The following is a 20,557-nucleotide window of genomic DNA, read 5'->3' on the forward strand; positions in this document are numbered from 1 at the left end:
CCGCAGTTCCACGCGCCCGGTCGGTGCCCGGTTCCACGCGGCTGGTCCGGACGCGGCGGCGCCCCGCACCGGGACCGGGGTCCGGTGCGGGGCGCGGCGGGCTGCACTCAGGCGCCGGCGCGCCGCGGCAGCTTCCAGCCGGGGCGCGGGAAGTGGCAGGTGTAGCCGTTCGGGTAGCGCTCCAGGTAGTCCTGGTGCTCGGGCTCGGCCTGCCAGAAGTCGCCCAGCGGCTCCAGTTCGGTCACCACATCGCCCGGCCACAGGCCGCTGGCCTGCACGTCCGCGATGGTCTCGACGGCCGTCGCGCGCTGCTGCTCGTCGGCGTAGTAGATCGCCGAGCGATAGCTCCGGCCGATGTCGTTGCCCTGGCGGTCCCGGGTGGTCGGGTCGTGGATCTGGAAGAAGAACTCCAGGATGTCGCGGTAGGACGTCACCGACGGATCGAAGAGGATCTCGATCGCCTCGGCATGGTCGCCGTGGTTGCGGTAGGTCGCGTTCGGCACGTCACCGCCGGAGTAGCCGACCCTGGTGGCCGTCACGCCCGGTTGTTTGCGGACGAGGTCCTGCATCCCCCAGAAGCATCCGCCGGCCAGAACCGCCTTCTCCACCTGAGTACTCATGTCACCACTCCTGACTCCTCGACCTGCTGCGGAGGAAAGAACACGCGACGCGGCACGGGTGTTCCCGTCGGCCGGCGAAGCCGGGGATCGTGCCCATCAGCCTATCGAGGCAACATTTCGTCGAAACCGGGGGACCCCGGCGATGGGCACCCCGTCGATGCCGGCACCGGTCCCGGACGCGCGAGGTGTGCACCGCCCGCACCGCGGCGATCGGCGGGCCCGGTCAGCCGATTCGTTCGAACCCTTCGTCGGCGCCGGGGGCATCCGTGCGCGTCGAGCGGGCCGCGGCCGGCGTGCCGGTCGGATCCGCCTCGTCGGCGCAGACCGTGCCCCGCGGCGGCAGTTTCAGGTCGGTCAGGTAGGCCGTCGCCGCCGCCTTGGCGCACCCGCTGCGACCGAATGCGGTGTGTCCCTCGGCACGGAAGGTGAGCAGCCGAGCGTTGTCCAGCCGTTCGGCCAGCGCGACCGCGTCCTGATACGGGGTGTCCGGGTCGCCGGTGGTGCCCAGGACCAGGATGGGCGCCGAGCCACGTGCGCGGTACGAGCCCTGATGCCGGCTGACCCGCTCGCCGGTCCACTGCACGCAGGCCGGGGCGTGGTTGTGGTCGTAGGTGGGCGGCCCGAAGCCGATGGCCGGGCCGAGCAGTGGTGCGTCGCGCACGTTGGCGCGCACGTTGCGCTCCAGCCGGGCCATGTCCTGGGGGTAGACCCGGTCGACGCACTCGACGGCGATGTTGGCGGTGAGGAAGTCGAAGCTCGCCGGCGAGGGCGGGCGGAGCAGGAACGCGGTCCCGTCGCGCAGTTCCGCCTGGCGCAGTGCCGCACCGAACGCGGGCCACACCGCCTTGCCCTCGTTGATGTTGAACATCAGCCGATAGGCCAGGGTGTAGCCGTTGGCGAGGGCTCCGGAGGGGGTGGCGACCGGATGGGCGTCGAGTTCGTCGATCAGGCGGTCGAAGGCGCCGCGCGCGTCGCCGCCGCCGAATCCGCAGCCGGCCGGATCGCTGCCGCACCAGTCGAGGAAGCGGCCCATCGCGCCGTCGAGCGCGAGGTATTGCGGCCGGTCGTACTCGTAGGGGCGGCTCGCGTAGTGCACCGGGTCGTAGGCGCCGTCGAGCACCATGGCGCGGACCCGTCCCGGGTAGCGGTCGGCGTAGACGGTGCCGACGAAGCTGCCGAACGAACGTCCGTAGAAGGAGAGCCGGCGCTCCCCCAGCGCCCGGCGCAGCAGGTCCAGGTCGCGGGCGACGTAGTCGGTGCCCATGAAGGGCAGTACGTCGCCGGCCTTGCTCGCACAGGCGGCGTCGAAGTCCCGCGCGGTGGCCACCGCCCGTTCGTACCCGCCGGGGCCCGGGTGTCCCGGCGACCGCGCGATCTCCTGGGTGTAGCGGGCGTCGTCCCAGCACTCGTACGGCGCGCTGCGCGCGATCCCGCGCGCGTCGAAGCCGAACACGTCGAATCGCTCGCGCAGTTCGGCGGGCAGCGCGGCGTGGTTGCCGCGGACGAAGTCGACACCGGAGTTGCCCGGCCCGCCCGGCTGCATGACCAGGGTGCCCAGCCGCCGGGTCGGATCCGTGGCCTTGTGCCGGATCACCGCCAGGGTGAGCGTGCGGCCGCGCGGGTCGCGATAGTCCAGCGGCACCGTGGCGTTCGCGCAGTCGAAGGTCGCGTCCTGCGCGCAGGGAGCCCAGGCCAGGGTGGGCGTCGGCGGCGTGTCCGAGGCGGCGGCGGAGGCGTCGGCCGAGCCGGCCCCGATGATCGCCAGGCCCGCGACGGCGACTGCGGCGACTCGCAGGCGCAGTGGGCGCCGCCGGCTCGCGGAGACCGGCCGGTGTCGGCGGACGGACGGGCGGGTCGGGTCGTGCGTGGCACCGAAGGCGTGGCGGTCGGGAGTCATGGTCACCGTTTCCGTTTCCGTTCCGGGTGTGGGCGATCGCGCTCGCCCGCAATATCCCAGACGGACGCCTCCCGCGGGGTGGAAATTCGCGGTTCGTCAGCCGTCGCCCGTGCCCGCCCTGCCCGGCGGACTCTGCCGGATCGGGTCGGTTTCGTCCGGGGTCCCGTCCGCGGATCTCGGCACGTCAGCCCGCACGGTCCGGTGCCGGGTCTCGGCCAGGCCGGGGAAGCAGCCGCACGGTGGTTGTCGTCGGCCGTTCTCCGGTACGGACCGGCGCGGGCGGCGCGGAGCCGGCGGGGCGGATGTCGGGCGGCGCGGACCGCCGAGATCCGCCGGAGGTCGAGCAGGCGCCGCTGCCCGTCGTCGGTCGACTCAAGGCACGATGCCGGCGTTGATCTGCACATGGTGCGTATCCAGGCCGCAGACGAACCACTTCCCGTTCTCCCGCCGCAGGTCGACGGCATACGGGGACGCGGTGTGGTCCTGGCCGGTGATGTTCACGTTCACCGTGGCCGCATCGTCCTCCTGAAAGGAACTGTCCATCGTGAAGGTGAATCCGCCGCCCTCCCCCGCCAACGCCCGTTCGGCGTTCCCGCCGTGCTTGCCGTCGCAATCGCCGTAGAACGGTGCCGGCGAGGCACCACCGGCGACGGCGCGCAGGTAGTCCCGCGTGACGTCGTGCACCGGGCCGTCGAACATGTCCGGTGTCATCGAGCACGAGGCGACCACCAGGGCCGCCAGGATCGGCGCGATCCCGGACGCCGCCCGTGATCGCGTTCTTCGCCTGCCGGCGCCACCCGTCATGGTCCCCCCACTCGGTTGTCGAGACGGCTGGAATGTAGCGCGAACACGCTTGCGGGCGCTGGGGCTTCTCCCTCTGCTGCCGCCCACCGCCCGCACCGCGGGCGATGCACCCCGGGTTGCCCGGATCAACACAGTCGAGCCGTCGCACCTTCGGGCGCCGCGACGTGCCCGATGTCGCCCGGCGGATCCTCGTCCACCCGTGTGCGCCCCGCCGATCGAGGTCGAGCCACCACCGGGCCGGCCGGCTGCCGGCAACTCCCCGGATCGACGCCGGAGTTCGTCGCTTCCGCGCACCGTCCGCACGCACGGCACAGCGGGCGACGATCGCCCATAAGTGTTACATAAAGCTACTTAGGGTGATTTTCGCACCATAAGCGGAAACTTTCCGTTTTGCCGTCGCGTTCCCCATCGGACCGCCGATCACGCGCCGGCTGCGAAGGAGAGATCGTCCCTGATGCGTACCAGTCGTGTCTTTTGCAGCACCGTAGCCGCCGGCTTGTTGGCCGTAGCCATGGGAGGCACCGCCGCTGCCGCCTCCGAGGGCCCCGGCGCGCAGACCAAGGACATCAAGGCCGAGGCGCCGAGCGCCGGGTCCGCCGACGAGCAGGGCGCCAAGAAGTCGGGCGGTGCCCCGAACTGCCCCCGCCCGACGCACGACTGCTCGTCCAAGCCGGCACACAAGCCGGCCGAGAAGCCGGCCGACAAGCCGGAGCACAAGCCGGCCGAGAAGCCCGTGGACAAGCCCGTCCACAAGCCGGCCGACAAGCCCGTGGACAAGCCCGTCCACAAGCCGGCCGACAAGCCCGTGGACAAGCCGGAGCACAAGCCGGCCGACAAGCCCATGGAGAAGCCGGAGCACAAGCCGGCCGAGAAGCCGGCCGACAAGCCGGAGCACAAGCCCGGTCACCGCCCGAACGGCGACTCGACGCTGATCATCGGCAACGTCACCAACACCGTGGTCACGAACAACCACATCACCAACAACCACAACCACACGACCAATGTGGTGAACAACCACAAGACCGTCGTGGTCGACCACGGGCCCGCCAAGAAGCCCGAGGCGTGGAAGCCGGCGCCCCACAAGCACGAGCACAAGCACGTGACGCCCAACCGGCACCACGAGGCCCGCCCGGTGACGGCCCCCGTCGCCACCCAGACCAGGATCGTCCCGGTCGGCGCCGTCGCCGGCGGTGCGGGTGGCACCACCGGGATCGACGACAACCTGCTCGGTTTCGGCGCCGCCCTCGCCGTCGCCGGTGCCGGTGTCGGCGCATTCGTGCTGCGTCGGGGCAGCCTGCGTGGCTGACACACCCCTCACCCGCCGCGCCGGCCGTCGCCTCGTCCTGGCGGCGGCCGTCGCGGTGCTCGTCTGTGGCATCGTGCTCGCCGTCATCGGATATCAGGACCGGCGACCGCCCGCCGCGGCCACGGCCGCGCCCAAGGTCGTATCCACGGCAACCCCCTCCCCCGCCGCTCCGGCCGCGCCCGCGGTCGAGGGCCCGCTCCTGGCCCGCTCCGAACCGGCCACGGTCGACATCGCGGAGATCGGCCTGCACGCCCCCGTCGCCGCGGTCGGCCTCGACGCCGACGGCGCCGTCCAGGTACCGCCCCCCGACCAGGAGCGACGGGCCGGCTGGTACGACCAAGGGCCCACACCGGGCGAACTCGGCCCAGCCGTGCTGGTCGGCCACCTCGACTCGACGACCGGCCCCGCCGTCTTCTACGACGTGGGCACCGTACGCGCGGGCAGCACCGTCGAGATCCACCGCGCCGACCGGAGCACGGCGGTGTTCACCGTCGACGCCGTCGAACGTTTCACCAAGACCGACTTCCCCACGCAGCGCGTGTACGGCGACCTGAACCGGGCCGAACTGCGCCTGATCACCTGCGGCGGCGACTACGACCCCGAGCACGGCGGGTACCAGGACAACACGGTGTTGTTCGCCCACCTGACCGGATCCCGCTGACCCTCGCGGCTCGGCCCGCCCTGCCGCGGCCGAGCCGCGATCGGCCGTGCCGCCGACGCATGCACGTGCTCCGCGCCGCCGCCCCCGGTCGAGGCAAGTAGGGCCGTGGCAGGCCGAGTTCGGGTGGCCGCCCGGTTGGTCGGATCCGCTCGCCGGCACACTGATCCGATGGGCGGCGACCGTTCGACGCCCGCGCGTCGGCCGTCGGCGCGGACGGAAGGGGCGAAGGACCGTGTCGAACAGGGCCATCTCGACGCTGTGGCGGCACGCCGATTCGAACCTGATCATCCGGCTCGCGGCACGCTGCGATCCGGGTGTGCGCGGTCGGCGGTTGGCCGAACTGTCGGATGTTCCGGGAGTGGCCGAGTGGGCACTGAGCCACGGCGAACGCAGCGACCACCTCGCACTCGCCCGGCACGATCGACTGCGGCGCCCGGTGCTGGAGCAACTGGTCGAACTCGACGACCCCGAGGTGGATCGGCACGTCTTCGTCAATCCGCGCGCGGACACCCGCATCCGGCGCCGGATCCTCGGCCGCGACCCGGCCCCCGCGCTGCACGAGGTGTTGTCGTCCACCCGGGCCGGCGTCCACGCGTTGGCCCTCGTCCATGCACGGGACGCCCGGCTGCTCCGGCACGCACTGGTCGTACTGGGCCGGCTGCCGAACCGGCCCCATGTCGAACGGGCCCGGCTCCGGGCCCTGGTCGGGCTGTGGCGGGCCGAGGGACCCGAGGCGGCGTCCGCCGCGCTGTCCGTCGGGCGCTACCGCACCCGGGTGGTCGCCCCGCTCGTGCGCGCGGCGCTCGACGCGCCCGAGGGGCTGATGCTGCTGGAGGTCGGGGCCTGCGCCGCACCGGACGGCGACGAACTGATCGCACTGCTGCGGGCCCCTGGGTTGCGCCGCGGCGAGGCCCGACACGTGCTCGCGCTCGCGGACGCACCGCCGGACTGGGCCGCGTTGCTGCGGGCGCATCGGGCGACCCCGTTCACCCCCGCGGTGGCCGCGGCGCTGGCCGGCACCGAGGGCTGCCCACCGGAGGCGGTGGTCGAGCTGGACTTCACCGTCGACCACAACAACCGCCCGCTGGAACGGGCGCTGTTGGAGCATGTGCTCACCCCCGAACGTTTCCTGCACACGGCGCGCCCCGCGTGGCACGTCCTTCGCTCCATCGACGAGTTCGCCCCGCGCTCCGCGCAGACCGCCGCGTTCGGGCCGCTGCTGACGGCGCTGGCCCCGCTGCTGCCGGGCGACGTGCCCGGCTGGCTGCGTCTGGCCCGCCGGGGACCGGGCCATCCCGGGACGGTCCCCGAACTGCTGCGGCACGTCGCGCGGCCGGCCGGCGGACCGGAACCGACGAACGACGCACCGGGAGCGCCGGCGCTCCCGATGGTGGCGCCCGCCGGCGCGTCCGAACTGCTCCGCGGCGCCGCCAGTCCGTTGTCGCTGCTGCTGAGCCGGGCCGATCCGAACCTGGCCGCCGAAGTGGTGTCCGCGCTGGATCCGGCCGACCTGTCGGAATTCGGCGCCGGCCGGCACACCCCGGCGCCGGCGGTCGCGGTCGCGCTCGCCCGCCGTTGGCCCGGCGAACTGCCGCCCCGGCTCGCCCGACGGATCAGCGCACGCTACGACGCGGCCCGGGCCCTGGAGACGGTGGGCGACCGGCTCCCTCCCGAAGTGCTCCGACCCCTCTCGGCGGCGGACGAGGGCATCTGGTTCTTCGATCCGCGATGCGGACAGATCCGATACCGCGTCGAGGGCTGCGCGTCGGCCGCGGATCTGGCGACGTGGCCGACCCCGTGGCCGCTGCGCGCGCTGCCGCCCCGGGTGCCGCCCGCGTTGTGGGTGCGCCTGGCCGAGGAACCGGACCGCGCACCCACGCCCTTCCGGGATCCGGCGGTCGCCGTCGCGGCGTATCACCCGGAGTGCCCCGAAGCCCTGATCGCCGCCCTCGTCCGGCGCCAACCGGGGTTCTTCTCCTCCGGATCGATCCGATCACCCACGGTCGCACGCACCCTGTTCGCCGACCCTCCCGTGCGCGATGTGCCCATCTGGGAGGTGGGCGACCTCCTGCGCGACGGCCTGCTGACCCCCGCGGAGATCCTCGCCGGAGCCCGACCGGCGGCGCACGCCCTGCTCGTGTGCCGCGACTACGCCGGCGACCTGGTGCGCGGGCACCTGCGCGAGGACGTGGACGCGTGGATCGTGGCGTCGAACCTGCTCTCCGACTTCACCGGAACCCTCGGCGAACTGCTCGCCACCGCGGCGGCCGTGGCCGCCTGACCCGACCGGCACCGCACCCCCCGCCGGCCGGCCGGGAGCGGTCGACGGGCGCGGGTGGTACCACCGGCCGAAGACAATCGAACAGCCGGCCGACGTCGAGGTGAACGAGATCGTGCCGGCGACCCGTCGCCGGGGTGCGGTCCGCTCCGGGCGCCGCGCATCCTCTCCGGCGCGGGTCCGTTCCGGCGCCGCGCATCCTCTCCGGCGCAGGTCCGCTCCGGGCGCCGCGCATCCTCTCCGGCGCGGGTCCGTTCCGGCGCCGCGCCTCATCCGGGTCCCTCGCCCCGCTCGACCGACTCCCAGGCGTCGGCGAACAGTTCGGGCAGCGTGCGGTCGAGGACGACGCCGTCGTGGATCCCGCCGTCGTAGCCGGCGACCTCGACACCGAGGAACGCCGCCTTCCAGGTCTCCATCGGCCGGTACGGCTTTGCCGCCGGCGCCCACGCACCCGGCAGGAAGACGCCCCGCCCGGCTCGGGAGCGCTTGTCGGCGACGGCCAGGCCCGCCTCCACGAGTGCCGCGACGGCCTTGCGGTGCCGCGTCGGCGTCCAGCCGTTCCAGGTGCGCACGCCGCGATCGGTGGGCGCCTCCAGGGCGAGCAGTTGCAGGTACAGCGCGGCCGGGTCCGGGGCCAGGCCGAGCGCCTTCGCGGCGCGTTCGACCAGATCCGGCACGCTCGCGGCGGGGTTCGCCTCGTACGCGCCCACCGGCAGCGCGCCGGATTCCACGCGGGCGACGATCCGGGTGAAGTAGTCGCCGCGCAGTCGGCGCACGCCCGCGAGCACGTTCTCGCCACCGAAGCCGAGCGTGTCCTGGAGCCGCTGCGCGCGGGCGTCGTCGCCGAGCACGGCGGGTCGGAAGAACAGGCGGGGATGGTGCCGGTGTCGGCCGTAGAAGGACGGCGGCGCGGCTCCGGCGGCCACCGTCAGGCCGTCGTCGAACGCGGGCGCGGAGAGCGGCTCCGGGCCCTGGTACGGGTGCGGCCCGAACCACGCACGGAGTTCGTCGACCGTGGTCTCGTCGAAGAGGTAGCCGGCGGCGAGCAGCAGCCCGGGGTGGTCCAGGCGGGCGCGGGCGTTGCGCACCAGAGCGGGCAGGCCCTCGCGGATCGGGTCGCCGGCCGGGAGTTCGGCGTACACGGTCGGCACGAGGGCGGCCAGGTCCTCGATCAGGTGCTCCATCCGACGCGGCGCGGTACCCCGACCCGTGGCGTCGACCAGCCCGATGCCGCCGTCGTGCGGGGCGTTCAGCCACGTGTCGAGGTCCTCGGCGAGCAGCGGGTCGGCCGCGGAGTGGGCCAGCGCCTCGCACAGTTCGGCCGCGGGCAGCCTCGACTCCTGCTCGGCGATCAGCGCGCGCGAGGTCTCCGGGATCGGGGCCCGCCGGCCGTGGCGCAGGTGCCACGCGGCGGCGATCCGGCCGGCGAGGTGCCGCGGGGCGTCGGGCGCCCACAGATCGGCGGGATCGGCCGGGAGTACGCCCGCGAGCAGGTCGAGCCACCCCTGTTCCTCGAGGCGTCCCGACTCGACGCGTGCGGTCTCGACTTCGCCGGCCTTCAGGTCCAGCAGACGGCGTTCGTCGGCGTCCAGGAACGGCTTGTGGAACATGTCCGTCCCGGGCGTACCCGCGAGTGCGAGTGCGGCGGCCGCGCGGGACATCCCGGTGTCGGCGGCCAGTCGCGCCACCGCTTCCGGGTCCCACGGCATCGGCCCCCGCTCGCGGACCAGGGCGACCAGGTCGCGGAGCTGCCGGGCACTGCCCCAGCCGTCGTGCGGCAGTTCCTCGACCTCCTCCAGCGGTCCCAGGCCGGGCGGCTCGGCGTCACCGGTGCGCAGTTCGAGCACCCGGATGCCGTCCCGGAGGTGGCAGACCAGGATCGTGGCGCCGCGCTCGTCGCGCACGGCGTTCGACTGCGGGTCGCGCACCGTTCCCCGGCGCATCCGCACCGTCGGGTCGACGAAGACGCTGTCCGCCCACATCTCCAACAACGCGAGCAGCCGTTCCCGGCGCTCGGGCCGGGTCGACGGCGCCGCCGCGCGCAGCGCGATCGCCCCGGTCCGACCGATGAACCCGGTCCACTCGCCGGCGCCGACCCGTTCCGGAGCCTCCCGCCCGGCGGGCAGGTCGACGGTGCCGGCCAGGTATCCGCCGATCCGCTCGATCCCGGCGAGCGCACCGGGCTTCCAGTAGAGGAAGCCGCCGATCAGTCCGGTGAGGGCGGGCGGGACGCCCTTGTCGTCGAGCTTGTCGAACGTCGCTGTCATGCCCCCCTTCGTAGCGCGCCGCCCCGACACCCTCGACACCGGACCCGGGTCATCAACTTTTGTTGACGTGCCGATCCGCCATCAACTAAAGTTGATGCGTGATCGAGGCCAAAGACGTTCCCTCGCCCGAGCGTCCCGAGGACGCGTTCGCGGCCGTGGTCGCACTGCGCAACCTCGCGGCCGCGCTGGAGCGATCCGCAGTGGACCACGCACTCGCCCAGGGCTGGACCTGGAACCACATCGGCCAGGCCCTGGGCATGAGTGCCCAGGCCGCCCACAAACGACTGTCACCGAACCGACGAGCACCGCAAGAGGACCGGTGACCAACCGGACCGGCAAGGAGAACGACCGTGGGTATTCGCAGCGCAATACACGACATGGGCGCCATGAAGCGCCTGTTCACCGCCGCCGAGGAGGAGGCCCGGGCCCTCGGTGAGGAATCCCCCGGCCCCGAGCACCTGCTCCTGGCCGCCCTCACCCTGCCCGACGACTCCGCCCGCACCGCCCTGGCCGGCTCCGGCGCCGGGATCGAGGACGTACGCCGCGCCCTCGCCGAAACCCATGCCGCGGCCCTGCGTTCGGTCGGCATCGACGCCGACGCGCTCCCCGCCGCTCCGCCCGCCCCCGCCCCGCGCGGGCCCTACCGCGCCACGGGCAGTGCGAACGAGGTGTTCCAGCGGGCCGTCGCCATCGCCAAGGCCGAGCGCCCCGGGAAACTGCGCACCGCGCACGTCCTGATCGCCGTCGCCGAACTCGAACACGGCACGGCCGCCCGCGTGTTGCGCAACCTGGAGATCGACCGCCCGACCCTGATCGCGACCGCCCGGGCGAGCGTCCGCGACGAGAACCGCACCGGCCGGTGAGAACCCGATGACCGTCGTGCATCGCACGACCTTCCGACCCGTCCCCAGGCCGTGGGACACCCTGTCGTGGGTGCACGTGCCCGACGGACTGGAGTTCACCCTCTACACCGTCGTCGAGCACCGCGCGGGCCGCAACCCCGTCGTCCCCGCCACCCACGACGAGGAGACCCTCTGGCGGTGGGCCCACGACACCTTCGAGACCGAACTGCGGGCCGCCGACGCCGAGGTCCGCCGGGCACACGGAATCCGCACCAGGTCCGGTCTCATGGTCGACGTTCGCCAGGTGCGGCTGCGCCGCTACGACCTGATCCCGGGCCGCGGGAAACGCTCCCGACGGGCCTGGGAGCACTGCGCGGCGCGCATGCACGCGGCCGACGCGCTCTATCGGCCGATCCGCGAGGAGATCGAGGCACGCCTGGCCCGCACCGGTGCGGCCGAATCCTGATCCCGACCGGCGGGCGCCCGACGCCGACCGGCCCCACCGCGGCCCGACACCCGCCCCGGGGCCGCCGGTTGCCCCCGAGGTGGGCAACTCCCGCAACTGCCGGCGACGTTGCGGAACACACGCCGCAGGCCGCCCTCCTCGGACCTCGGGGAAGGCGGCCTGCGGTGCGCACCCGCGTCAGCCGCGCAGGCGCGCCATCCACGACTCGATCTCGTCCGCCGCCCGCGGCAGACCGGCCGACAGGTTCCGGTTGCCGTCCTCGGTGACCAGGATGTCGTCCTCGATCCGCACCCCGATACCGCGGTACTCCTCGGGCACCGTCAGGTCGTCGGCCTGGAAGTACAGCCCGGGCTCCACCGTCAGACACATGCCCGGCTCCAGCGCACCGTCCACGTACGACTCGGTGCGCGCCACCGCGCAGTCGTGCACGTCCAGCCCGAGCATGTGGCCCGTGCCGTGCAGTGTCCACCGGCGCTGCAGGCCCAGCTCCAGGACCCGCTCCACCGGCCCCTCGACGATGCCCCAGGCGACCAGGTGCTCGGCGAGCACGCGCTGCGCCTCGTCGTGGAACTCGCGGTACTTGGCGCCGGGACGCACGGCGGCGATGCCGGCCTCCTGCGCGGCGAACACCGCGTCGTAGATCCGCCGCTGGAGCTCGGTGAAGCGGCCCGTGATCGGCAGCGTCCGGGTCACGTCCGCCGTGTACAGCGTGTGCGTCTCCACCCCCGCGTCCAGGAGCAGCAGGTCGCCGGCGCGCACCGGGCCGTCGTTGCGCACCCAGTGCAGCGTGGTCGCGTGCGGGCCGGCCGCGCAGATCGAGCCGTATCCGACGTCGTTGCCCTCGACCCGCGCCCGCAGGAAGAAGGTGCCCTCGATGTAGCGCTCGGAGGTGGCCTCGGCCCGGTCCAGCACCCGCACGACGTCCTCGAAGCCGCGCACGGTGGAGTCCACCGCCGCCTGGAGCTGGCGGATCTCGAACTCGTCCTTGACCAGCCGCTCGTCGGCCAGGAAGACCCGCAGTTCCTCGTCCCGGTCGGCGTTCAGCCGGTCGCCGAGCGCGCCCTCCAGCCCGGCGTCGTGCCCGCGCACGATGCGCACGTCCGCGCCGGCCCGAACCACCTCGGCCGCGGCCTCGCGCACGTCGCGGCACGGCAGCCCGTACAGCGCCTCGCCCTCGCGCAGACCGGGCCGCCGGCCGACCCACAGCTCGCCCTGGCCGTCCAGCCAGAACTCGCCGTTCTCCCGGTTCGAGCGCGGCAGCAGGTACAGCACCGCGTCGTGTCCGTCGGCGACCGGTTCCAGGACGAGGACCCCGTCCTGGGTCAGGTCGCCGGTCAGGTAGGCGTACTCGCTCGCCGCCCGGAAGGGGTACTCGGTGTCGTTGGATCGGGTCTTGAGATTGCCCGCGGGAATCACCAGGCGCTCGCCCGGGAAGCGGGCCGACAGTGCGGCCCGTCGGCGGGCGGCGTTCGGGGCCTGTTCGATCGGCGCGAGGTCCTCGCGCGCGGTGTCGGCCCAGCCGGCGCGCATGTTCGCGGCCAGTTCCTCCGAGACGCCCCGGTACAGGCCGTTCTTGCGCTGCTTGATCGGCTGCGCCTGCTCTGCGGACTGCCCGTTCTCGGCACCCACGCCTGCCTCCTCGGCTCGACTCCTGGTCACGGTGCGATCGGGCGGGCATCGTGTGCCCGCCCGATCGTGTGTAGGCGCCCATTCTTGCCGACCCCCCTCCGGCCACCGGCACGGCGGGGCGGACGGCCCCGGATGCCCGCCGACCCGATCGGAGCACGCCCGCACCCGCCGGATGCCGATCGACCTGCCCGCGAGCGCGGATCGAACGAATGTCCTGGTTCGGATCGGCGTGGGAATGGGCACCAGACGCCGCCATGGGCTGTGTGGATTCGATGACGTCCCGCTCGCGGCGAGTGCTCACCCGCTGCCGTGTCGCGCTGGGCCTGTGTCTGTGTCTCGCCGTCGCCGGGTGCGCGGACTCGGCGACCGTGCCGGTCAAGGCGCCGCAGCGGGTGGCGGCGCAGGACCGGGCGGCGCCCGGGCACGCGGCGGCCGAGCCGCCCGGGCAGGGCGGCGGGCAGGCCCGGGGCGCGCACCCGGACCTGGCGGAACGCGAGGCCGCCACGCGTCGCGAACGCGCCGCCGTGACCGCCGCCGCGCGCAAGTGGGGCCTGGCGGCCGTACCGATCGCGGCCCCCGCGCCGCCGGCCACCCGCCCGGTGCTGCGGCCCGGCCCGGGGGTGAAGCTCTACGGCGACCTGCCGGCCGTGGTCCACCGGGTGCCCACCGAGGAGCGGGTCGTCTTCCTCACCGTCGACGACGGCGCGGAGAAGGACCCGGAGTTCGCCCGGATGGCCCGCGAACTCAAGGTGCCGTTCAGCGCGTTCGTCAGCGGCTACCTGGCGCGCGAGGACTACGGCTACTTCCGCCGGCTGCACGAGCAGGGCGTGACGGTGAACAACCACACGCTGAACCACCCGGATCTGCGCAAGCTGGGCTACGCGGACCAGCAGCGGGAGATCTGCCGCCAGCAGGACGAATTGACCCGCGAGATCGGCAGCACGCCCCGGCTGTTCCGGCCACCGTACGGGGAGTTCAACGAGGACACCCTGTACGCCGCGCAGTCCTGCGGGATCGTCGCGTTCCCGATCTGGAACCAGGAGGCGTTCCCGGACCGCATGGAGTATCGCTACGACCACGTCTTCAAGCCGGGCGACATCATCCTCACCCACTTCCGCGGCCCCGGGCAGTGGCAGGGCGACATGACCCAGATGCTGCGCCGGGTCGTCGACACGGTCACCCGCCAGGGCTTCGCCCTCGCCCGCCTGGACGACTATCTGTAGCCGCACGGTGGCGCTGCGCCCCGGGACCGGGGCGGCCCCGGGGCGGATCCGCCCTCGGCGAAACCCTCTTGGCCCCTCGCTACGCACGATGCTTGAGTGGCGGGATGGAGATCCTGGTACTCGGCGGTACGGCGTGGGTGGGTCGTGAGGTGTCCCGACAGGCGATCGAGCGCGGCCACCGGGTGACCTGCCTGGCACGCGGCGAAAGCGGCGCACCCGCCGAGGGAGCCGTGCTCGTGGCCGCCGACCGACACGATCCCCGGGCGTACGCGCCGCTGCTCGATCGCGACTGGGACGCGGTCGTCGAGGTGTCCTGGCAGCCCGACTTCGTGCGCGGCGCGCTCGACGCGCTGGCGGATCGGGTCCGGCACTGGAGCTACGTCTCCTCGATCAACGTCTACGCCGCGCACGCCGTGCCGGAAGCGGACGAATCCGCCGATCTCCTGGCAGCGACCACGCTCGGCCAGGTCGATCGCGAGCTGTACGGCGAGGCGAAGGTGGCCTGCGAGCGGGCCTCGCACGACGCGGTGGGCGGGCGACTGCTGATCGCGCGCGCGGGCCTGATCGGCGGTCCGGGCGATCACAGCGGCCGGTCCGGCTACTGGGTGGGGCGGGCCGCACGCGATCCGCACGGCCCGATGCTGGTGCCCGACTCGCCCGCGGCGCCGACCCAGGTCGTCGACGTCCGCGACCTCGCCGGTTGGCTGCTGGAGGCAGCGGCGGCCGGCACCGTCGGCACCTACGACGCGGTGGGCCCCACGCTCGCCTTCGCGGATTGGATCGCGCTGTCCCGCACCGTCGGCGGACACCGCGGCCCGGTCGTCACCGCCGACCCACAGTGGCTGCTGGCGCAGGGCGTGGCCGAGTACATGGGTCCGGATTCGCTGGCGATGTGGATGGTCGCGGCGGACCATGCGGGCTGGTCCGCCCGCACCGGAACGGCCGCGCGCACCGCGGGGCTTCGGCACCGCCCGCGTACCGAACTGCTCGCCGACACCCTGCGCTGGGAACGCGAACAGGGCCTGGACCGCCCCCGCCGCACCGGCCTCACCCCGGCCCGGGAGCGCGAACTGCTGGACGCCCTGGGGTAGCGGCCGGCCGAACGGGTGCCCCGCACCGCGCCCGGTTCACACCACGGTCACCGCGACGCCCGCCTCCTCGATCGCGGCCAGTTCCTCCGGCGCGGCGTCCCGGTCGGTGACCAGGTGGCCGATCCGGCTCAGCGGGCAGATCCGCGCCAGGGTCACCTTTCCGATCTTCGAGTTGTCCGCCACCACGACGGTGTGACCGCTGCGGTCGGTGAAGGCTCGGTCGGTGGCGGCCTCCAGCTGGTCGTGGGTGGTGCAGCCGTGCGCGGCGCTGATGCCGTCCACGCCCAGGAAGGTCACGTCGGTGAAGTAGTCCGCGAGGGTCTTCTCGGCGATCGGGCCGACCAGCTCGTAGCTTTCGTTGCGCGCGGTGCCGCCGATGACGACGAGTGTGACGTCCTTGTGCAGGACCATCTCGGCCGCGATGTTCACCGCGTTGGTGACGATGGTGACGGGTCCGCGGTCGGCGAGGATGCGGGCGATCTCGGTGGCGGTGGATCCTCCGGTCAGCCCGACCACGGCCTTGGCCGGCACCAGCGCGGCGGCGGCCCGGGCAATGGCCAGCTTCTCCGGTCGGCGGCGCTCGCTGCGGTACTGCATCGGCGTCTCCAGGCCGATGTTGCCCACGGACGCGCCGCCGTGGGTGCGGCGCAGCAGGTTCATCGCGTCCAGGTGCTGGAGGTCGCGCCGCACCGTGGCTCCCGAGACCGCCAATACCTCGGACAGCTCCTCGACGCTCACGCTCCCCTTCGCGGAGACGTGTTCGAGGATGCGCGCGTGGCGCTCAGTTCTCAGCATCCGCGCAGCATATCCGTGCGCATTCGCGCAGTCATCGGATTCCCGGAACGGCTTCGATGCGCGATATTTCGGCGCCGCGAGCGACAACCGCCGTGCGCGCCCTGCGCAAAGACGATCCCTTGACATGACGAATGTTGCTCGATTTACTGCTGCGACGCCGAGGGCAGTGCAATCGGCGTCAAAGGTACGCCCAGCCGGTAGGCGGCATGAAGCCGCAAGCCCGGACAAAGTCGCCAGGATGTCCGCGATGTCTGTGGACCTCCGAGGCGGGGACGTATCCTCCGCATCTGGAGTTCGATGATGAACACCTTCCTCCCGCGCAGATCGGCCCGACGCTTCGCCGCAGTCGCGGCGACCACCGCGGCGATCGCGGGCACCCTGTTCCTCTCGACGTCCGCCGACGCGAACACCGGCGCGGACTCGGGCGCCGAGGCGAGCAGCACGGCGAGCGCGGCCGCCCCCGCGAAGGCCGCGGCGATCACCCTGCCGCCGGCGCACGCCGACTTCGACTACCAGATCGGCGGCGCCTACACCCCGCCGACCGGAGTCGGGGTGGTCACCCGCGACCACGGCGCCTCCCCGGCCCCCGGGCTCTACAACATCTGTTACGTGAACGCCTTCCAGGCCCAGCCCAAGGCGGAAGGCGACTGGCCCGCCGACTTGTTGTTGCGCCGCTCCGACGACTCGATCGTCTACGACGGCAAATGGAAGGAAGCCCTGCTCGACCTGCGCACCCCCGAGAAGCGTGCCGCCGTCGCCGACAAGGTCGACGCCCTGATCGACGAATGCGCGAACAAGGGCTTCCAGGCCGTCGAGCCGGACAACTACGACAGCTTCACCCGCTCCGAGGACCTGCTCACCGACGCGAACGCCCAGGACTACATCGCGCTGCTGTCCGCCCACGCGCACCGACGCGGATTGGCGATCGCGCAGAAGAACACGGCCGAGTTGGCGGAGAACCGCACGGCGCTGGGGCTCGACTTCGCCGTCGCCGAGGAATGCGGCCAGTGGAACGAGTGCAACGACTACACCAAGTACTTCGGCAACAACGTGATCGTGATCGAGTACACGGCGAAGGGCCTGTCCAACGCCTGCTCCAAGTGGGGCGACAAGCTCAGCGTCATACGCCGTGACGTCGACGTGACTCCCGTCGGAAACAGCAAGTACGTGCGCAAGACCTGCTGATCCGCCCACCACCCGCGGCCCGGCGCGCACCGTTCGTGCGCAGCCGCCGGGCCGCGGGCCCGGCCGCCGCGTGCCCGCCGCGGACGCGCCCCGCCCGACCGATGCCGACGGCATGCGTCCCGGGCCCGCGTTCGCCCCGCTCGCCGTCCCCGGGCCCGCCCGCGCCCGCCGATCCGATCGCCTGCGCGGCCTCTCCTCCACCCGTATCCGCCCGGCGTGAGTGGCCCCTTCCCTCGCCCGGTGCGCGTCCGCGCGCACCGGGGAGCCCGCCTCACGCGTTTCGAAGTCTCCTGGAGGTCCAGTGGTTCTCGGCCGGCACCATCCCGCAGGTCTCTCCCGCCGCGGCGTGCTGCGCGTCGGCGCCGGTGCCGCGGTCGCCGCGGCGCTGTCCGCGTGCGCCGGCACCGACGACGGCGTGGGTACGGACGGGCGCGTCACGATCGAGATGTGGCACGGTCAGACGGACACCGGCCGCGCGGCGCTGGAGGCCCTGGTGGAGAAGTTCCACCGCGCCCAGTCGGGCATCCGGGTCGACCTCGGCGGCGGCGTCCTGGCCGACGCGATGTTGCAGAAGATCACCGCCGCCCTCGCCTCCGGCTCCTACCCGGACATCGCCTACATCTTCGGGTCCGACCTGGCCGGCGTCGCCCGCAGCCCCAAGGTGGTCGACCTGGGCGAGAGCCTGCGCTCGGGCCCGAACCCGTGGGAGAACTACTGGGAACCCGCCAGGGCGGCGGTGACGATCAACGGCAGGGTGCGGGCGGCACCCGCCGTGATGGACGCGCTCGCGGTGATCTGCAACAAGCGGCTGTTCCAGGACGCAGGCATCCCGCTGCCGCAACCGGGCTGGACCTGGAACGACTTCCTGGCCACCGCACAACGGCTGACCGACGCCCAGCGCGGCGTCTTCGGCACCGGCTGGCCGGGCGTTGGCGACGAGGACACGGTGTGGCGGCTGTGGCCGATGGTGTGGGACCTGGGCGGCGACGTGGTCGCCGAGGACGGTCGCAACATCGGCTTCAAGGACGTGGGGGCGCGCGCGCTGGAGACGGTGGACGCGCTCGCCCGGAGCAAGAGCGTCTACATCGACCCCAAGCCCGGCAGCGAACAGATGTACCAGGTCTTCGCATCGGGCCGGATGGGCATGGTGCTGACCGGCCCGTGGCAGATCCCGGACATCGCCCAGGCGGAGATCGACTATCACGTGGTACCGCTGCCCACCTACAGCGGCCGGCCGATGACCATCTGCGCGCCGGACACCTGGACGGTCTTCGACAACGGCAGCGCCCGGGTACGGGCGGCGCGCACCTTCGTGTCCTGGCTGATCCAGCCCGAGCAGGACGTCGGCTGGGACGTCGAGGCCGGCAGCCTGCCGCTGAGCCGGAACAGCGAGGCCAGGCCCGAGTGGCGCGAGCACACCGCGCAGACCGACGGCCTGGAGGTGTTCACCCAGGCCCTGGAGACCGCGCGCGTGCGTCCCGTGCATCCCGCCTACCCGCAGATCTCGATGGCGCTCGGTGAGGCCATCGTCTCCGTGCTGCTCGGCAAGAGCAGTCCGACCCGGGCATTGAACCGCTGCGCCGCCGCGGCCAAGGCCGCCCTCGTGATCCCGCGTTGAGTTGAGGAGCCCTCTCATGTCGTCACTGCCCGCTCCACTCACGCTCTCGGACCAGGATCGACAACGGCGCACGCTGCGCCGCAGACGCCGGCGCGAGTCGGCCACCGCGTGGACCTACATCCTTCCGGCCGTCGTGGTCATCCTGGGTCTGAGCGTGGTGCCGTTCGTCTGGTCGCTGCTGCTCTCCTTCCGGGCCGACGACCTGGTCACCCCCAGTCGCTGGGTCGGCCTGGACAACTACGACGCGCTGACCCAGGACCCGCACTTCAGCCAGGCCGTGCGCAACACGCTGCTGTACACGGTGTTGTACGTGCCGCTGAGCATGGCCTTCGGGCTGTTCCTGGCCCTGGTGTTGAACCGGCGGATCCGACTGGTGGGCGTGTACCGCACGCTGATCTTCGTGCCGTTCATCATCTCGGCGACGGCCCAGGGGGTGCTGTTCTCCTTCATCCTGGACCCGGAGTTCGGCGCGGCCAACTCGGTCCTGCACGCACTGGGGATCGGCCGGCAGGGCTTTCTCACCGACCCCGGACAGGCCCTGCTGGTGCTGGTGGCCATCTCGGTGTGGAGCGGAACCGGGTTCTGCGTGGTGATCTACCTCGCGGCGCTCCAGGACGTGCCGCCCTCGCTGCTGGAGGCGGCCCGTCTCGACGGCGCCGGGCGATGGCAACTGCTGCGCCACGTGGTGCTGCCCACGCTCACACCCGTCACCGTCTTCCTGCTGCTCTGGCAGACGATCAACGCCCTACAGGTCTTCGACCTGGTCTATGTGACCACCAAGGGCGGGCCGTTGGGTTCGACCACCGTCATCGTCTACTTCATCTGGGAGCAGGCGTTCAAGAACTTCACCGCCGGCTACGGCGCGGCAGCCGCCTACGTGCTCGCCGTCGCCCTGTTGGTGATCGGAGTGGGCATGCGGTTCGTACGCGGTCGCAGGCCCGCCGCCGTCGAGGGGGCCGCACGATGACCACGACCACCGCCGCACCCGTGGAGGTCGCCCGTCCGCGCGACGATGCGCGCCCGACGCCGGGCTCGCGCCGGCGCCGCCTGCTCCCGTTCAGCCCGTGGCATCTGCTGCTCGCGCCGCTGTCCCTGCTGTTCGCGCTGCCGCTGGTGTGGCTCGCGCTCAGCTCGGTGATGACCAACGCGGAGATCAACCGGTTCCCACCCGCGTTGTGGCCCTCGGGGATCCACCTGGGCGGCTACCGCTACGTGCTGGGCAACGCGATGTTCCCGCGCTGGTTCATGAACTCGCTGATCGTCTCGGCGGTCGCGGTGGCCTCCAACCTGGTCTTCGGGGCGTTGGGCGGGTACGCGTTCGCCAGGATGCGGTTCGCGGGTTCGCGGGCGCTGATGGTGGCGATGCTGGCCACGATGGCGATCCCGTTCCAGCTCACCATGATCCCGACGTTCCTGATCATGAAGCGGCTCGGGCTGATCGACACGCTGGGCGCGCTGATCATCCCGTCCCTGGTGACGCCGTTCGCGGTGTTCATGCTCCGGCAGTTCTTCCTGTCGCTGCCCCGGGAACTGGAGGAGGCCGCCTGGATCGACGGCTGTTCCCGGCTGCGGGTGCTGCTCCTGATCGTGCTGCCGCTGTCCCGGCCCGCACTGAGCACCGTCGCCGTACTCACCTTCCTGACCACCTGGAACGACCTGACCTGGCCGCTGATCGCGATCAACCACGACACCCAGTACACCCTGCAACTGGGCCTGACCACCTTCCAGGGGCAGCACCACACCCAGTGGTCGGCCGTGATGGCGGGCAACGTGATCACCGTGCTCCCGGTCCTGCTGGCCTTCCTGGGCGCGCAGAAGGCGTTCATCCAGTCCATCACCTCCAGCGGGCTCAAGGGATAGCGGTGTCACGGGAGT

The 20,557-nt window shown here is 72.6% G+C and carries 18 protein-coding genes; 12 read left to right on the top strand and 6 right to left on the bottom strand.

Translation table 11 applies throughout. From position 1 onward, the window contains the following. Positions 1-107 precede the first annotated feature (107 nt). The 3 genes from msrA to ACIBM5_RS43375 form a co-directional block, all read right to left on the bottom strand. Complete coding sequence (gene msrA, locus ACIBM5_RS43365; RefSeq protein WP_396012199.1) at positions 108-620, bottom strand: peptide-methionine (S)-S-oxide reductase MsrA; 513 nt, start codon at positions 618-620, stop codon at positions 108-110. Positions 621-843: 223 nt separating this feature from the next. Next, positions 844-2,517, bottom strand: coding sequence for an alpha/beta hydrolase (locus tag ACIBM5_RS43370; RefSeq protein WP_396012200.1), 1,674 nt, complete (start codon positions 2,515-2,517; stop codon positions 844-846). A gap of 372 nt (positions 2,518-2,889) precedes the next feature. Then, positions 2,890-3,321, bottom strand: a complete 432-nt coding sequence (locus tag ACIBM5_RS43375) for a hypothetical protein (protein WP_396012201.1) — start codon at positions 3,319-3,321, stop codon at positions 2,890-2,892. 454 nt (positions 3,322-3,775) lie between these two features. Between ACIBM5_RS43375 and ACIBM5_RS43380 the strand changes: the two genes are divergently transcribed. From ACIBM5_RS43380 to ACIBM5_RS43390, 3 genes are all read left to right on the top strand, one after another. Next, positions 3,776-4,627: a hypothetical protein gene (locus ACIBM5_RS43380; protein ID WP_396012202.1), complete on the top strand. Its 852-nt coding sequence runs from the start codon at positions 3,776-3,778 to the stop codon at positions 4,625-4,627. Then, the gene (locus ACIBM5_RS43385; protein WP_396012203.1) at positions 4,620-5,288 is read left to right on the top strand and encodes a class F sortase; all 669 of its coding nucleotides are present in this window, start codon (positions 4,620-4,622) and stop codon (positions 5,286-5,288) included. Before ACIBM5_RS43380 ends, ACIBM5_RS43385 begins: the two co-directional genes overlap by 8 nt. Before the next feature lie 232 nt (positions 5,289-5,520). Beyond that, positions 5,521-7,569 carry a hypothetical protein gene (locus ACIBM5_RS43390; protein ID WP_396012204.1) on the top strand — a complete coding sequence of 683 codons (2,049 nt, stop codon included), beginning with the start codon at positions 5,521-5,523 and terminating at the stop codon, positions 7,567-7,569. 266 nt (positions 7,570-7,835) lie between these two features. Here the strand turns inward: ACIBM5_RS43390 and ACIBM5_RS43395 are convergent, their stop codons facing one another. Further along, positions 7,836-9,833 (bottom strand): hypothetical protein, encoded by a 1,998-nt coding sequence (locus ACIBM5_RS43395; RefSeq protein WP_396012205.1) that lies wholly within the window; start codon positions 9,831-9,833, stop codon positions 7,836-7,838. Between the two features lie 98 nt (positions 9,834-9,931). Between ACIBM5_RS43395 and ACIBM5_RS43400 the strand changes: the two genes are divergently transcribed. From ACIBM5_RS43400 to ACIBM5_RS43410, 3 genes are read left to right on the top strand one after another with little or no spacing between them, the layout of a single operon-like run. Next, positions 9,932-10,156, top strand: a complete 225-nt coding sequence (locus tag ACIBM5_RS43400; RefSeq protein WP_391583629.1) for a helix-turn-helix domain-containing protein — start codon at positions 9,932-9,934, stop codon at positions 10,154-10,156. A 27-nt stretch (positions 10,157-10,183) separates the two neighbouring features. Continuing rightward, a complete protein-coding gene (locus ACIBM5_RS43405; protein ID WP_396012206.1) occupies positions 10,184-10,696 on the top strand; it encodes a Clp protease N-terminal domain-containing protein in 513 nt (170 codons plus the stop codon). Between the two features lie 7 nt (positions 10,697-10,703). Further along, positions 10,704-11,141: a hypothetical protein gene (locus ACIBM5_RS43410; protein ID WP_396012207.1), complete on the top strand. Its 438-nt coding sequence runs from the start codon at positions 10,704-10,706 to the stop codon at positions 11,139-11,141. A gap of 177 nt (positions 11,142-11,318) precedes the next feature. Here ACIBM5_RS43410 and ACIBM5_RS43415 read toward each other — a convergent pair whose 3' ends face one another. After that, the gene (locus ACIBM5_RS43415; protein ID WP_391583749.1) at positions 11,319-12,770 is read right to left on the bottom strand and encodes an aminopeptidase P family protein; all 1,452 of its coding nucleotides are present in this window, start codon (positions 12,768-12,770) and stop codon (positions 11,319-11,321) included. Between the two features lie 272 nt (positions 12,771-13,042). On the opposite strand from ACIBM5_RS43415, the gene ACIBM5_RS43420 reads away from it, so the two are divergent. Continuing rightward, positions 13,043-13,993 (top strand): polysaccharide deacetylase family protein, encoded by a 951-nt coding sequence (locus ACIBM5_RS43420; protein ID WP_396012208.1) that lies wholly within the window; start codon positions 13,043-13,045, stop codon positions 13,991-13,993. A gap of 104 nt (positions 13,994-14,097) precedes the next feature. Then, complete coding sequence (locus ACIBM5_RS43425) at positions 14,098-15,084, top strand: NAD-dependent epimerase/dehydratase family protein (protein WP_396012240.1); 987 nt, start codon at positions 14,098-14,100, stop codon at positions 15,082-15,084. A gap of 36 nt (positions 15,085-15,120) precedes the next feature. On the opposite strand, the gene ACIBM5_RS43430 is transcribed toward ACIBM5_RS43425, so the two are convergent. Then, a complete protein-coding gene (locus ACIBM5_RS43430; protein WP_396012209.1) occupies positions 15,121-15,879 on the bottom strand; it encodes a DeoR/GlpR family DNA-binding transcription regulator in 759 nt (252 codons plus the stop codon). A gap of 300 nt (positions 15,880-16,179) precedes the next feature. On the opposite strand from ACIBM5_RS43430, the gene ACIBM5_RS43435 reads away from it, so the two are divergent. The 4 genes from ACIBM5_RS43435 (at position 16,180) to ACIBM5_RS43450 (ending at position 20,542) form a co-directional block, all read left to right on the top strand. Continuing rightward, entirely contained in the window at positions 16,180-17,064 is an 885-nt protein-coding gene (locus ACIBM5_RS43435; RefSeq protein ID WP_396012210.1) for an endo alpha-1,4 polygalactosaminidase, read from the top strand. Between the two features lie 301 nt (positions 17,065-17,365). Further along, positions 17,366-18,682, top strand: coding sequence for an extracellular solute-binding protein (locus ACIBM5_RS43440; RefSeq protein ID WP_396012211.1), 1,317 nt, complete (start codon positions 17,366-17,368; stop codon positions 18,680-18,682). A gap of 16 nt (positions 18,683-18,698) precedes the next feature. Further along, positions 18,699-19,649, top strand: coding sequence for a carbohydrate ABC transporter permease (locus ACIBM5_RS43445; protein ID WP_396012212.1), 951 nt, complete (start codon positions 18,699-18,701; stop codon positions 19,647-19,649). Beyond that, positions 19,646-20,542 (top strand): carbohydrate ABC transporter permease, encoded by an 897-nt coding sequence (locus tag ACIBM5_RS43450; RefSeq protein WP_396012213.1) that lies wholly within the window; start codon positions 19,646-19,648, stop codon positions 20,540-20,542. Before ACIBM5_RS43445 ends, ACIBM5_RS43450 begins: the two co-directional genes overlap by 4 nt. Positions 20,543-20,557 lie beyond the last annotated feature (15 nt).

This window comes from Embleya sp. NPDC050493 (assembly GCF_044458105.1).
In the GTDB taxonomy this organism is placed as follows: domain Bacteria; phylum Actinomycetota; class Actinomycetes; order Streptomycetales; family Streptomycetaceae; genus Embleya.

What these genes read in the sequence shown, in the direction of transcription:
- msrA (WP_396012199.1), bottom strand. Translation starts at nt 620, where the DNA reads ATGAGTACTCAGGTGGAGAAGGCGGTTCTGGCCGGCGGATGCTTCTGG.
- ACIBM5_RS43370 (WP_396012200.1), bottom strand. Translation starts at nt 2,517, where the DNA reads ATGACTCCCGACCGCCACGCCTTCGGTGCCACGCACGACCCGACCCGC.
- ACIBM5_RS43375 (WP_396012201.1), bottom strand. Translation starts at nt 3,321, where the DNA reads ATGACGGGTGGCGCCGGCAGGCGAAGAACGCGATCACGGGCGGCGTCC.
- ACIBM5_RS43380 (WP_396012202.1), top strand. Translation starts at nt 3,776, where the DNA reads ATGCGTACCAGTCGTGTCTTTTGCAGCACCGTAGCCGCCGGCTTGTTG.
- ACIBM5_RS43395 (WP_396012205.1), bottom strand. Translation starts at nt 9,833, where the DNA reads ATGACAGCGACGTTCGACAAGCTCGACGACAAGGGCGTCCCGCCCGCC.
- ACIBM5_RS43410 (WP_396012207.1), top strand. Translation starts at nt 10,704, where the DNA reads ATGACCGTCGTGCATCGCACGACCTTCCGACCCGTCCCCAGGCCGTGG.
- ACIBM5_RS43420 (WP_396012208.1), top strand. Translation starts at nt 13,043, where the DNA reads ATGACGTCCCGCTCGCGGCGAGTGCTCACCCGCTGCCGTGTCGCGCTG.
- ACIBM5_RS43425 (WP_396012240.1), top strand. Translation starts at nt 14,098, where the DNA reads ATGGAGATCCTGGTACTCGGCGGTACGGCGTGGGTGGGTCGTGAGGTG.
- ACIBM5_RS43430 (WP_396012209.1), bottom strand. Translation starts at nt 15,879, where the DNA reads ATGCTGAGAACTGAGCGCCACGCGCGCATCCTCGAACACGTCTCCGCG.
- ACIBM5_RS43435 (WP_396012210.1), top strand. Translation starts at nt 16,180, where the DNA reads ATGAACACCTTCCTCCCGCGCAGATCGGCCCGACGCTTCGCCGCAGTC.
- ACIBM5_RS43445 (WP_396012212.1), top strand. Translation starts at nt 18,699, where the DNA reads ATGTCGTCACTGCCCGCTCCACTCACGCTCTCGGACCAGGATCGACAA.
- ACIBM5_RS43450 (WP_396012213.1), top strand. Translation starts at nt 19,646, where the DNA reads ATGACCACGACCACCGCCGCACCCGTGGAGGTCGCCCGTCCGCGCGAC.